This is a genomic window from Aquibium oceanicum, from assembly GCF_001889605.1.
Lineage (GTDB): Bacteria > Pseudomonadota > Alphaproteobacteria > Rhizobiales > Rhizobiaceae > Aquibium > Aquibium oceanicum.
Genome location: NZ_CP018171.1, coordinates 2,461,904 through 2,474,868 on the forward strand (window position 1 = coordinate 2,461,904; position 12,965 = coordinate 2,474,868).

Here is a 12,965-nt window from a genome sequence, read left to right on the forward strand (position 1 = left end):
AGCGCCTGCGGACGCCCGGACGGGGAAAGTCGCCCGGGCGTTGCAGATCACGCGAAGTAGGACTGCAGCGGCCGGACTTCGAGGCTGCCCGCCTTGAGCGCGGCGATGGCTTCCGCCGCGGCGGCGGCACCGGCCATGGTGGTGTAGTAGGGCACCTTCTGCATCAGCGTGGCGCGGCGCAGCGACTTCGAATCGGAGACGGCGGTCTGGCTGTCGGTGGTGTTGAAGACGAGCTGGACCTGGCGGTTGCGGATGGCGTCCTCGATATGGGGGCGGCCTTCCAGTACCTTGTTGATCTTTTCCGCATCGACGCCGTTCTCGCGCAGGAACCGCGCCGTGCCGCCGGTGGCGAGCACGCGGAAGCCGAGATCGGCCAGCCGCTTGACCGAGGGCAGCACGGCAGCCTTGTCCTCGTCGCGCACCGAGACGAACAGGCAGCCGGAACGCGGCAGGTCGACGCCGGCGCCGAGCTGGCTCTTGGCGAAGGCCAGCGCATAGTCGGTGTCGATGCCCATGACCTCGCCCGTCGACTTCATTTCGGGTCCGAGCAGCGTGTCGACGCCGGGGAAGCGGGCGAAGGGGAAGACGGCTTCCTTGACGGCGATGTGACCGAGCGCGCGCGGGTCCGGCTTGTCGCCGTAATGCGCGAAGGCGTCGTCGAGGCTCTCGCCGGCCATGATGCGTGCCGCGATCTTGGCGATGGGCTTGCCGATTGTCTTGGCCACGAAGGGCACGGTGCGCGAGGCGCGCGGGTTGACCTCCAGCACGTAGATATCGCCGTCCTTGACCGCGTATTGCACGTTCATCAGCCCGCCGACGTGCAGAGCCTTTGCGAGTGCGGCCGTCTGCCGTTCCAGTTCGTCGACCAGCGACGGAGCCAGCGAATGGACCGGCAGCGAGCAAGCCGAATCGCCCGAATGGATGCCGGCCTCCTCTATGTGCTCCATGATGCCGGCGACATAGGTGGACGAGCCGTCGCACAGGCAGTCGACGTCGACTTCGATCGCGCCCGACAGATAGGTATCGAAGAGCAGCGGGTTTTTTCCGAGCAGCGTGTTGATCTGGCCGGTCTTGTCGTTGGGATATTTCTGCTTGATGTCCTCCGGAACGAGGCCCGGCACCGTGTCGAGCAGGTAGCTCTGGAGCATCCCTTCGCTGTGGATGATCTGCATGGCGCGGCCGCCGAGCACGTAGGAGGGGCGCACGACCAGGGGGAAGCCGAGCTCGCCCGCCACCAGCCGCGCCTGCTCGACCGAATAGGCGATGCCGTTGCGCGGCTGCATGAGGCCGAGCCGGGTCAAAAGCTTCTGGAAACGGTCGCGGTCTTCGGCCAGATCGATCATGTCGGGCGAGGTGCCGAGGATCGGGATGCCGGCCTTTTCCAGCGCCTCGGCGAGCTTCAGCGGCGTCTGGCCGCCGAACTGCACGATGACGCCGACCAGCGTACCCGCGGCCTTTTCGACGCGAAGAATCTCCAGCACGTCCTCGGCCGTCAGCGGCTCGAAATAGAGCCGGTCGGAGGTGTCGTAGTCGGTCGACACCGTCTCGGGATTGCAGTTGATCATGATCGATTCGTAGCCGGCTTCGGCGAGCGCGAAGGCGGCGTGGCAGCAGCAGTAGTCGAACTCGATGCCCTGGCCGATGCGGTTGGGTCCGCCCCCGAGGATGACGACCTTTTGCCGGTCCGACACCTTGGCCTCGTCGGCCGGCGCGCCGGCGAAGGGGCTTTCGTAGGTCGAGTACATGTAGGCCGTCGGCGAGGCGAACTCGGCCGCGCAGGTGTCGATGCGCTTGTAGACCGGGTGCACGCCGAGCTCGCCGCGCAGCCGCGCGACGTCCTCGCTGTCCTTGCGCGCGAGCGAGGCCAGACGGGCGTCCGAGAAGCCCATCGACTTCAGCATACGCAGGTTTTCCGCGTCGCGCGGCAAGCCGTGCTCGCGCACCCGCGCCTCCATGGCGATGATGGCGGCGATCTGTTCCAGGAACCACGGGTCGATGGCGCACATGGCGTGCACCTCCTCCAGCGAGGTGCCCATGCGGATGGCCTGGGCGACCATGCGCAGCCGGTCGGGGGTGGCGGTGCCCAGCGCGGCGCGGATGGCGTTGCGGTCGTCGCCGACACCGATGCCGGGAATCTCGATCTCGTCGAGGCCGGTCAGCCCCGTCTCCAGGCCGCGCAGCGCCTTCTGCAGCGATTCGGCGAAAGTGCGGCCGATCGCCATGACTTCGCCGACCGACTTCATCGCGGTGCTGAGTACCGGTTCCGCGCCCGGGAATTTCTCGAAGGCGAAGCGCGGGATCTTCGTCACCACGTAGTCGATCGACGGTTCGAAGGCGGCAGGCGTCGCGCCGCCGGTGATGTCGTTTTCGAGTTCGTCGAGCGTGTAGCCGACCGCGAGCTTGGCCGCGACCTTGGCGATCGGGAACCCCGTCGCCTTGGAGGCGAGCGCGGAGGAGCGCGACACGCGCGGGTTCATCTCGATGACCACCAGCCGCCCGTCGGCTGGGTTGACGGCGAACTGCACGTTGGAGCCGCCGGTCTCCACGCCGATCTCGCGCAGCACCGCGATCGAGGCGTTGCGCATCACCTGGTATTCCTTGTCGGTGAGCGTGAGGGCCGGGGCGACCGTGATGGAATCGCCGGTGTGCACGCCCATCGGGTCGAGGTTCTCGATCGAGCAGATGATGATGCAGTTGTCCGCCTTGTCGCGGACGACCTCCATCTCGTACTCCTTCCAGCCGAGCACGCTCTCCTCGATCAGCACCTCGGTGGTGGGCGAGGCGTCCAGACCGTTGGCGACGATGTCGAAATATTCCGCCCGGTTGTAGGCGATGCCTCCGCCCGTGCCGCCCAGCGTGAAGGAGGGGCGGATGATCGCCGGCAAGCCGACATGGTCGAGCGCCTGGGCGGCGACCGCCATGGCGTGGCTCATGTAGCGCTGCTTGCGGTCGCCCTCGCCAAGGTTCCAGCGCGTCTCCAGGTCGTCAAGCGCGGTGTCGAGGTCGTCGGGCGCCGACGCCTTCAGCGCCGCGCGTTCGGCCTCGTGGCGCTTGCGGTCCTCGTTCTTGACCTCGCTGGCATTGGCGAGCCAGGAGCGCGGGGTTTCCAGCCCGATGCGGGCCATCGCCTCGCGGAAGAGCGAGCGGTCCTCGGCCATATCGATGGCTTCGGCGTTGGCGCCGATCATTTCGACGCCGTAGCGCTCCAGGACGCCCATGCGGCGCAGCGACAGGGCGGTGTTGAGCGCGGTTTGGCCGCCCATGGTGGGGAGCAGCGCGTCCGGCCGCTCGCGCGCGATGATTTTTGCCACGACTTCCGGCGTGATTGGCTCGATGTATGTCGCGTCGGCCAGCTCCGGGTCGGTCATGATGGTGGCCGGATTGGAGTTGACCAGGATGACGCGAAAGCCCTCCTCTTTCAGCGCCTTGCAGGCCTGGGTGCCGGAATAGTCGAACTCGCAGGCCTGGCCGATGACGATGGGCCCCGCGCCGATGATCAGGATGGAGGAGATATCGGTGCGTCTGGGCATGGGAATCCGCTTTGCTCTAGCCCTGCGCGTAGCGCCGGACGCGGGGAAAGGCCCGGCCGGTGCGCGAGGGGAATCTGTCAGGCTAGGCGGGCCTTATAGGGGAGGACGAAGGGGGAGGGAACCCCGGAAATTGGGGGAGTGAGTCGGACTATTCGGCGGGAGTGGCTTCGGTGTCCGGAGAGGGTTCGAGAGGAGCGGGGCCGCAGCCTGCGGGCGGGGGGATGGGGTCGAAGTCGGAAAGCTCGAAAGAAGATTTGTTGTTGAGTTTGAGTCAACCTCGCCAACTCAGGCAGATGCAAGATCGTTTCAGGAAAGAGGTCTGTCGCATTGTTGCTGGCAGAACGGCGGAGGCCGGAGCGAGAAACGTCTACTCCCCAAGCTCTCTCACCAATTCCTCCGCCCGTTCGACGCTCGCCTTCGCTATCTCCACCGCTTCTGCCTGCTGCGCCGCAGTGAGAAGCTCCAGCGCCCGCCGGCACTGAGCCTCCGCTTCCTTCGCCACCGCGAGATCACGATCATGGCGGGCGCGCTCGGTGCGGATTTCGCAGGTAGTGTTTTCGAGGTAGCCGGCGAGTTGGGGCATCGCGGCGAAGCCGGCGCGGGCTTCGGCGGCCAGCTCTTCGGCGCGGGCGAGGCGGGCGGGGTCGAAGTCGAGGCGCAGCGCCGTCACCAGGAGGTAGGCGAGGCCGTTGGCGGCGAGCGCGCTTCCCTGGACGTTGCCGATCTCGCCGAACATGGCGTGCAGTTCCCCGTGGGCGGCGATCGCCGTTTCGAGTTCGGCGCGGTCCTTCGTCTCCAGCGCCAGCGCGGCGGCGGCATCGGTGTAGTTCTGGTAGAGTTCGAGGAAGGGCCCGATGTTGGCGGCGCGCGCGCCGAGGGCTTCGTTGCGGGCCACGCTTTCGGCCAGAAGCTGCGTGCCGCGGCGGAGTTCGGCCGTGTCGCCCGACAGGCTGGCGAGCGCGGCGAGCGTCGTGCCGAGTTCCATGTCGAGGCGCAGCGTTCCGTCGGGAGTGCCGGGCGGGACCGCCTGCCTCAGTCGCTCGAAGGTTTCGGCGGCTTGCCGCAGCGGATCAGTATCGGCGGTCTTGCGCCCTAGGGAGGACCGCGCACGGGCGGTTTCGAAGTCGACCTGCGCCCTCTGGCCCTCGCCGGTGGTCTCGGCGAGCCTGTCGAAAATGGCGATGGCCTCGCGGAGGCGCTCGTTGCCCGCTTCGCGCCGGCCGATCGCCGAAAGCGTCAGGGCGAGCCTCCATTCGGCCTCCTGCGCCGGCGCGGCGGCCTCGGCCTGGCGGAAGGTTTCGAGCGCGGCGCGCTGGACCTCCTCCGCCTGCAACAGGCCGGAGCCATCGCCGAACCTTTCCGCCCATTCGAGCGCGATGCGGCCGGCCATGCTCTTCAGTTCGGCGGCGACCAGCGGAAAGCGGTCCGCCGGGAAGATGTCGAGCGCCGTCCCGTTGATGTCGCCTGCCATCGCCAGCGCATCCGTGGCGTTCAGGCGCATGGCCAGGTCGAGGGCGATATAGGTGGCATTGGCGATGTAGCGAGCGGCGAGCGTGTCGGCCGTTTCGTCGTCGGGCAACAGCGTCATCATGCCGGCCATGTTGCCGATGAGCGTCTGGAGCAGCGCCGGGTCGGGAGCCGCGGCCCAGCGGAAATACTGCGCCTGCACGAGGCGGAAGCGCGCCTCCGCTTCCAATGCCTCGTCGCCCGCCTGCCGCGCCAGCGACGCTGCCTGCTCGAAATCGGCTTCGGCATCGGTGAGCGAGGCGACGTTGCCGTTGACGAGCGCAAGCTGGCCGGCGGCGCGGCCGTGGTCGAGCCGGATGCGGGCCTGCATTGCGGCGGGAATACCGTCGGGGGCCGACAGCGCCTGCTCGAGCAGGCCGAGCGCTTCGCCGAAGGACGAGGTGTCGCCGGCGCGCGAATTGCGCAGGAGCAGGATTAGCGCGAGCTTGTGGGCGAGTTCGGCCTCGATCGAGCGCTCGGCGGCGCCGACCCGCTCCAGCGCGTCGCGGGCCAGCGTCTCGGCTCGGTCGAGCGATGCGGGCGCGCCCTGGAGTTCGGAATGGGTCAGGTAGGCGCCGATCTCCTCCACGCCGTAGCGCAGGGCCTTCTCGCGGTCGAACTCGGCGACGATCTCGCGCGCGCCGCCGTAGTCGCGGGCGGCGTCCTCGAAGCGGAACAGGAGCTTTTTCGTCTCGGCGCTACGTGCGAAGACCTCGGCATCCTCGATAAAGCGCTGGCGAAGCGCCTCCAGCTGGTCGAGGCGGGTGTCGCGCAAGGAGGCGACGCGTTGCTTGGCCTGCTCGCGGAAATCGTCGGCGGCGTTGAGCGCGCCTTCGAGTTCGGCCTCGTCGGCCAGGCGCGTGAGGCGCTCGATCTCGGGATCGGGGTTTTCCGTCGCGTCGCGGGTGCGGCGAAGCTCGGCGAAGCGATCGAGCTCGGCCTTGAGGCGCGCCTCGATCTTCTGCGGATCGTCGGCGGGATCGAGCCCGGCCGCGCGCATCATGGCGTAGACGACGCTCATGGGAACCTGTCCGCCGCGGGCCAGGGTCTCCGCCTGCGCGCGCTGCGGGTTCGGAAGTGCGGCGATGTGGACGAGAAGCTGTCGGCGTTCGGTGAGGATTTCGCCCTCGGCGCCTTCGACCGGCTCGGGGCGGTCACCGAGATAGAGGAGCCGCCTCAGGCTCTCGTTGGTCCACGGCCTCTGCCGGCCACCGGTCTTCAGATACACTTCCTCGGCGACCATGCGCATGACGGTGCCGAACTCCTCGCCGGCCATGGCATCGATGTGGCGCAGCAGCGCGGCAGCATAGGGGCTGTGGTCGCCCGCGTCGCCGTCGAGCGCCGGCATGCCGGGCTCGGCCGCAAAACCGATCACCATGCCGAGGTTTTCGCTCCCCGAGGCTTCCGGCGCATCCAGCGCGCGAGCGCCGCGGGTCTGGGCGAGACCGCCGGCCGACAGCGGCTCGGCCGGCGCGCCGGGCCGAACATGCAGCGTCGCGTTCTCGGGAAAGGGGTTGTCGCGGCAGGCGTCGAGCAGGAGGATCGTGACGGGGATGGTCCGGCGCAGGCGGTCGAGAATGTCGGAAAGAGGGACCAGCCGGTCGGCGGCGTCGTCGAGGGCCGCGAGATCGGCGTCGACGGGAACGAGATAGTTCTCGCCGCCTGCCTCGATGCCGTGGCCGGCGTAGTAGAGCACCGCCACGTCGGCATCGCGCGCGTCCTCGACGAAGCGGTCGAGGTCCTTGCGCAGATCGTCCGCGTCGCGATCGGTGCGCCGGACGGAATCGAAGCCGAGGTCCGACAGCAGTTCCTCGATGGCGTCGGCATCGTCCGGCGGATTGGCGAGGGCGGGGAGGGCGGCGTAGTCGCCGTTGCCGATGGCGAGTGCGACGCCGCGAAGAACCGGCGCCTCGCCGTCCTCCGTGCCCAGAGCGGGCAGGGCGAGGAACGACACGAGAAGGAGGAGCGCCGCCAGACGCCAGAAAAGGGCGCGGCCCTCCAGATATCGTCGCGGTATCTCAGTCAGGAACATGGTCCGTCCGCAAGGTTCGCGACGGCGAGTATAACCCGCCCGATGCGGGTCGGGGCAAGGCTAGCGGCCGAGCGGGATGGCGTCGAGGATCTCGAAGCGCTCGCCGACCCCGATGCGGATCATGTTCAGGTCGGCTTCGCGGGTGAAGCGGAATTCCTGCAAGGTGTTGGAGCCGTCCGGCTTTCCGGACCGGAAACGGATTACGCGGGAGCCGCCGTCGGGCCACAGGACGGTTACCTCCGCATCTCCGTTCTCGCCGCGAGCGACGCTGGCGTCGCAGCGGGTCATCGGCTGGCCGACATAGCGCGCGCAGGGGATTTCGATGGTCGCGTCCTGCGACCGCTGTGGCGTCGTCGTCTGGGCCACCACGACGGGATCGAGCGTTGCAGCGGGCGGTTCCCGGGATGGCTCGGATGCCGCGGCGCGGGCGGGGGTGATAACGGCGGCGGGTGCGGCCGGCTCTTCCTTTTCGGCGGCAGCTGCCGGAGTTTCCTTCCTGGAGAAGAGGACCGCGAGCGCGGCATCGACGATGCCTCGGGACTCTTCTTTCGGCTCGAGCGCGGCCATTTCATGCTGGGGGACTGTTACCGCCTCGGACGCGGGCATTTCGGCCGGCTCTTCAATCCCGGCGACCGGCTGCTCGGGGACGTCTTCCATCGTCGGTGCAGGCGATTCGGTTGCGGCCTGCGCGTGCGGATTGGCTGGCTCCGGTTCGGGCACTTCTGCCACCGCAGGCGCGGGCATGTCCGCTGCCGCTGGGGCAGGGGTGTCCGCAACCTTCTCCTCCGGAAGCTCTGCCGGTTCGGGCTCGGCGGGGATTTCCGCAGTCGGCGCGGGCAGGCCCGCTTCCACCTCAGCGACGGGGTTTTCTGTGTCCAGCATGGCGATGTCCGTCGCCTCGGTGGCGGCTTCCGCGACCCTCTCCTCGCCCTCGATGAGGGGGCGCGGGGTCGGGATCGGGATCAGGGAAGACGCGTCGGCGGGGGCTTCGTAAGTCGCGGCCTCGGCGTCGTCGGGCGTAAACACCTCGGCCGCGAATGGCGCGTTTCGCGCTGCCATCGCCAGCGCGAAGGCGGGAGCAGTAGCGTCGATCTTGCGGCTTTCGCGCTCCTCGTCGAAGGCGAGCATTGGATCGACGCCGGACCCGGGCGCCGGGGACAGGAGCACGGTGCGGATCTCTGTGCCGGCAGATTCCTCTCCTGTGTCGAGGCCGATGCTCGGAAGCGGATCGGGCAGGATGCCGGCAACGATCTGCGAGCGGTCGAACTTCTCCGGCGGCGGCACCTTCGCCGCATCGTCCTCCTCAGTGGCGTCCGCGACGCCGGCCCTCAGGTAGCGGGCGGGAGTCCAGCCGATCAGGTGCTCCGGATGGTCGATCTCGACCCGACACCACTCGTAGCCCCTGAAATCGGCGCAATCGAGCCGCTGTAGCAGCGAGCCGTTGGGAATGCGGGTCAGGACGAGGCCGGTCGGCGAGGCGGTGGCGCGGATGTTGAGGAGATCGTCGGGCGACAGCCCCCGCACCTCGACCTCGACAGGCGCGATGTCGCCGGCCATGGCTTCTTCCGTGGCGAGCGCCGGCGCGGCAAGGCAGCAGGCGGCCAGCGCTACGGCGGACACGAATGCGCTGGCAGTCTTTCGCGGCATCCGGATACTCGGGCGACCCTGTTCGGCGGCGTTGCGGTTACGGGACGCCTATTATGCGACCCGGCTGGCGGCTGTCACCCCAATTTCGATTATCGTCCCTACAAGTTTTCAGACGGGGGCCGCTCAGGCGACGGCGTCCTGTCGCTTCGGCGGTGCCGACGAGAACCACAGATGGTCGAAGACCGCCGTCGCTGTCTCGTCCGGTTGACGCTCGCCGTGAAGCCAGACCGACCGCGTGCGCCAGGCCTCCTCCGCGGTCGGCAGGCGTCGCGCCGATGCCGTGTCGGACGCGCCGACGCAGGCGATGAACCAGGCGCGCATGAATGGCAGGCAGGCAAATCCGGCTTCGGTGCGCGTCACCAGCATGGCGAGTGCGACGTCCGCGGACGGACGCCATGGGAAGATCATGCGCGCACCCGGACGGAGTGCCTGCATCCATCCGGTCGGCGGCGCGGCGACGCCCGCGTTCACGTAGATGACATCGGAAGCGGGCAGTTCGGCCGCGGAAGCGTCGCAGGCATGCACCTCCACGTTTTCGAACGGTTCCAGGTTTTCCCGCGCCTGGTCCGCGAGGTCGGGCTCGATCTCGTAGGCGTGGACCTTCCCGGTGGGAAGCACGAGCATGGACAGGATCGCCGAATAGTAGCCGGTTCCCGCGCCGATATGGCTGACGATCTCGCCCGGCTGCGGAGCCACCCGTCCGATCCAGGCAGCATGGAGAAACGGTTCGCCGTTGTTGATCCCCTTGGTCCGGTTCAGCGCGACCAGCACGTTCTGATAGAGAAGCGAGGGATCGGCGGAGGGCGTTTCCACGCGCCGTCCATTGGCCATGATCGTCCAGGGACCGGGAGGAAGGAATGCCTCCCTCGGCACGATGCTGAAAGCCCGTTCCAGCCGGGGATCCGTCGAGCCGCTGTGAGCGGCCATCATACGAGCGTAGAGGGCCTGCATCTGCGCCAGTCCTGCCATGGCATCATGTCTCGCGTGAAGGCCCCCTCTATAGGCGTTCGCAAGCCGCTACGCACCATCGATAATGATCCCACCGGCGGAACCGGAAGGAGCAAGGGACGTTTTCGAACGATCGCAGCCCGGTCCGGGTAGCGGCAACGTGGAGGAACCCATGGGCATCGAGCAGGCACCGACACCGCAAGGCAAGGAAGGCGCGCGCGAGTTCCGCGAAAGCACCGCCCGCGAAGAGAAGAAGGTGGAATCCGAGAAGGGCAGCGACCTCAAGAAGGGCGCGGACCGGATCGACGAGCGGTCGCGCAGTTCGGACGGCAAGGGCGTCGGGACCAAGCAGCAGGACTGACCCTGCGGGCCGTATACGAAGGCGGAACCCGCTGGCCCCCGCCCCGAGCGGGTTCCGCCTCGCAGCCCCCGACCGCCGCAAGGGAGCAGTAGCCTGCGGAATGCGAGACGACTTTGCGTTGAATCAAAAGTTTCGGAAATCGATCGATGCGCCCGTCCATCGGGTGAGCGCGTGATGACGTTCGGCGAAGTCACATTCGTCATGACTTCGCACGCGCCACATACTATTCATGAACGGATATCCGACCCGCTGCACCACTGGTAGCGGCCCACAGATTCGAGGAGACCGCGATGCGCTGGAGAGGCCGTCGTCAGAGCGCCAACGTAGAAGATCAGCGTGGCCGCAGCGCCGGTTTCGGGCGCGGCGGCGGTCTGGGCCGCGGAGGCGGCATGCGTATTCCCATGGGACGATCCATCGGCGGCGGCGGCATCTCCGGCATCGTCATCCTGGTCATCGTGTTCTTCGTGCTGCGGTTTCTCGGGATCGATCTGCTCGCCATGATGGGCGAACAGCCGCGCGGCGAGACGGACGGCACGACGGTGCAGAGCGCGGCGTCGGACGAGATGGCGCAGTTCGCCGGCGTGGTGCTTGCCGAGACCGAGGATGTCTGGAACGGTATCTTCGAAGCCGGCGGCCAGGACTATCCGGAGCCGACGATGGTGCTCTTCACCGACCAGGTGCGCTCGGCCTGCGGCTTCGCCTCTGCGGCATCGGGGCCGTTCTATTGTCCGGGTGATGGGAAACTCTACCTCGATCTTTCATTCTTCGGGCAACTGGCCAGCCAGTTCGGCGCGTCGGGCGATTTCGCGCAGGCCTACGTCATCGCGCATGAGGTGGGACACCACGTGCAGAACGTCACCGGGGTCCTGCCGAAGTTCAACCGCGCACGCCAGACGATGAGCGAAGTCGAGGCGAACCAAATGTCGGTGCGTGTCGAGCTGCAGGCGGACTGCTATGCCGGCATCTGGGCGCACTATACGGAGCAGAAGGGGCTGCTGGAGCAGGGCGACATCGACGAGGCGCTGAATGCAGCCAATCAGATCGGTGACGACACGCTGCAGAAGCGGTCGCAGGGCTATGTCGTCCCCGACAGCTTCAACCACGGCACGTCGGCGCAGCGAAAGGAGTGGTTCGCGCGTGGTTTCGACAGCGGACGCATGTCCGATTGCGACACGTTCAGCGGTAGTCTCTGATTTAGAATTCGGTAATATCGGGCGGCTATCCTGAAAAACCGCAACAGGGCGTTCACGCTCCGCTAAGCATTCGACTTAGCTCCACCTTAACGCGCTACGACTAGTCTTGCCCCATAGTGAATGGAGTGGGGTAGCGTGATGTTGGCGTCTTCCATAGGCAGACTGGTGCGCGACAGGAGCGGGAATTTCGGCATCATGGCCGCCTTCGCCATGGTTCCGCTCGTTCTCGGCGCGGGCGTTGCAATCGACTTCTCGTCGCTCAGCAACCGAAAGGCCGAGTTGCAGAACGCGCTCGATGCCGCGGCGCTCGCCGTGGCCCGCGAAGGCAAGACGATCAGCGACGCCGAGGCCAACCTCATCGCGCAGCAGTTCATTCGCGCGAACTTCGACCCCAAGGACGTCGATCTCGATCTCAAGCGGACGGGAACCCGCGTCACGATCAAGGGCGGGCTGCGCCAGAAACTCGCCTTCGCAGGCCTCATCGGCTACGACACCGCCAAGGTGGGGGCCGAATCCTCTGCCGACATCGCCTACAACAAGTACGAGATCGCGCTTGTGCTCGATACCACCGGCTCGATGAAGGGCGGCAAGCTCTCCTCCATGAAGGACGCGGTGCTCGGGCTTGTCGACACCATGTCGACGCAGATCAAGGACGCCGACAAGCTGAAGTTCGCGGTCGTGCCCTTCGCCAATTTCGTCAATGTCGGCAACCATTTCGGTCCGGAATTCGATAAGAACGGCAAGCTCATCAAGAAGACCGGCGCCGATTGGCTCGATCTGAAGGGTGGGGTCGAGGTTCCGCAGCTGGAACTGAAGAAGGGTGTCAGCCGCTTCGAGGTAATGCACAACCTCAAAGACGACTGGAAGGGCTGCGTCGAGACCCGCTTCACCGCGGCGGGCGAGGACTACGACGTCTCCGACGAGCCGACCAAGAAATGGGGCGACAAGAACCGTTTCGTGCCGGCATTCTCCATCGACGAGCCGGACAGCGGCTACGGCAACAGCTACATCGCCTCGTCCGTCGATCCCCTCGACAAGAGCGCGACGGCCCAGAACAGGAAACTGCTCAAGTACGGCGTGACCAGCGTTACCGGCAGCGACGGCACCACCATTCCGATCAGCGGCGACGGCGAGTGGTTCGTTCCGGCCATGAGCAAGTATGGCGGAAAAGGCCCCAACAGGGATTGCGTGACGCAGCCGATCGTGTCGCTCAACAACGACTACAACGGCATCAAGAACAAGGTGAAGTCGCTCCAAGCCAACGGAACGACCAACATCATGGAAGGCGTCGCATGGGGCATGCGGGTCCTGTCGCCGCACGAGCCGTTCTCGGAAGGCCGGGTAAAGGAGCCCGGCGTGGAAAAGATCATGATCGTGCTGACAGACGGTTCCAACGTGTTCGGCAACAACTACACGGCGCTGCGCTCGAGCTACTCCAGCAACGGCTACCTGGTCGATGGTCGGATCGGCATCGCCAACGGCTCGTCCTCCGACACCAACAAGATCATGAACGAGAAGACGCTGGCTGCCTGCGGCAACGCGAAGAAGGACGGCATCATCGTCTACACGATCAGGCTCGAGGAGCCGGACGTGAAGACCGGCATGATGCTGAAGGACTGCGCCACGAGCCCGGCCCACTTCTTCGACGCCCCTTCGCGCAGCCAGCTGGACGAGGTGTTCCAGAAAATCCGCGAGAACGTCGTCAGGCTGCGGATTTCGTCGTAGACGCAGGGATCGCGACGAGCCCC

7 protein-coding genes are annotated in these 12,965 nt (G+C 66.8%); 3 read left to right on the plus strand and 4 right to left on the minus strand.

Annotation, left to right across the window (positions count from 1 at the left end; translation table 11 throughout):
* Positions 1-47: 47 nt before the first annotated feature.
* The 4 genes from carB to BSQ44_RS12175 all read right to left on the minus strand — a co-directional run bounded on the left by carB (position 48) and on the right by BSQ44_RS12175 (position 9,684).
* On the minus strand, positions 48-3,530 hold the full coding sequence (carB, locus tag BSQ44_RS12160; protein ID WP_072604458.1) for a carbamoyl-phosphate synthase large subunit: 3,483 nt from the start codon (positions 3,528-3,530) through the stop codon (positions 48-50).
* Between the two features lie 367 nt (positions 3,531-3,897).
* Positions 3,898-7,068: a caspase family protein gene (locus BSQ44_RS12165; protein ID WP_072604461.1), complete on the minus strand. Its 3,171-nt coding sequence runs from the start codon at positions 7,066-7,068 to the stop codon at positions 3,898-3,900.
* Positions 7,069-7,128: 60 nt separating this feature from the next.
* Positions 7,129-8,715 carry an SH3 domain-containing protein gene (locus tag BSQ44_RS12170; RefSeq protein ID WP_072604464.1) on the minus strand — a complete coding sequence of 529 codons (1,587 nt, stop codon included), beginning with the start codon at positions 8,713-8,715 and terminating at the stop codon, positions 7,129-7,131.
* Between the two features lie 123 nt (positions 8,716-8,838).
* Positions 8,839-9,684, minus strand: coding sequence for a protein-L-isoaspartate O-methyltransferase family protein (locus BSQ44_RS12175; protein ID WP_072604466.1), 846 nt, complete (start codon positions 9,682-9,684; stop codon positions 8,839-8,841).
* 151 nt (positions 9,685-9,835) lie between these two features.
* On the opposite strand from BSQ44_RS12175, the gene BSQ44_RS12180 reads away from it, so the two are divergent.
* From BSQ44_RS12180 to BSQ44_RS12190, 3 genes are all read left to right on the plus strand, one after another.
* Positions 9,836-10,024 (plus strand): hypothetical protein, encoded by a 189-nt coding sequence (locus tag BSQ44_RS12180; protein WP_072604469.1) that lies wholly within the window; start codon positions 9,836-9,838, stop codon positions 10,022-10,024.
* A gap of 290 nt (positions 10,025-10,314) precedes the next feature.
* Complete coding sequence (gene ypfJ, locus BSQ44_RS12185) at positions 10,315-11,217, plus strand: KPN_02809 family neutral zinc metallopeptidase (RefSeq protein WP_072604472.1); 903 nt, start codon at positions 10,315-10,317, stop codon at positions 11,215-11,217.
* Positions 11,218-11,355: 138 nt separating this feature from the next.
* Positions 11,356-12,942: a pilus assembly protein TadG-related protein gene (locus tag BSQ44_RS12190; RefSeq protein ID WP_072604474.1), complete on the plus strand. Its 1,587-nt coding sequence runs from the start codon at positions 11,356-11,358 to the stop codon at positions 12,940-12,942.
* The last annotated feature ends 23 nt before the right edge of the window (positions 12,943-12,965 follow it).

What these genes read in the sequence shown, in the direction of transcription:
- carB (WP_072604458.1), bottom strand. Translation starts at nt 3,530, where the DNA reads ATGCCCAGACGCACCGATATCTCCTCCATCCTGATCATCGGCGCGGGG.
- BSQ44_RS12165 (WP_072604461.1), bottom strand. Translation starts at nt 7,068, where the DNA reads ATGTTCCTGACTGAGATACCGCGACGATATCTGGAGGGCCGCGCCCTT.
- BSQ44_RS12170 (WP_072604464.1), bottom strand. Translation starts at nt 8,715, where the DNA reads ATGCCGCGAAAGACTGCCAGCGCATTCGTGTCCGCCGTAGCGCTGGCC.
- BSQ44_RS12175 (WP_072604466.1), bottom strand. Translation starts at nt 9,684, where the DNA reads ATGGCAGGACTGGCGCAGATGCAGGCCCTCTACGCTCGTATGATGGCC.
- BSQ44_RS12180 (WP_072604469.1), top strand. Translation starts at nt 9,836, where the DNA reads ATGGGCATCGAGCAGGCACCGACACCGCAAGGCAAGGAAGGCGCGCGC.
- ypfJ (WP_072604472.1), top strand. Translation starts at nt 10,315, where the DNA reads ATGCGCTGGAGAGGCCGTCGTCAGAGCGCCAACGTAGAAGATCAGCGT.
- BSQ44_RS12190 (WP_072604474.1), top strand. Translation starts at nt 11,356, where the DNA reads ATGTTGGCGTCTTCCATAGGCAGACTGGTGCGCGACAGGAGCGGGAAT.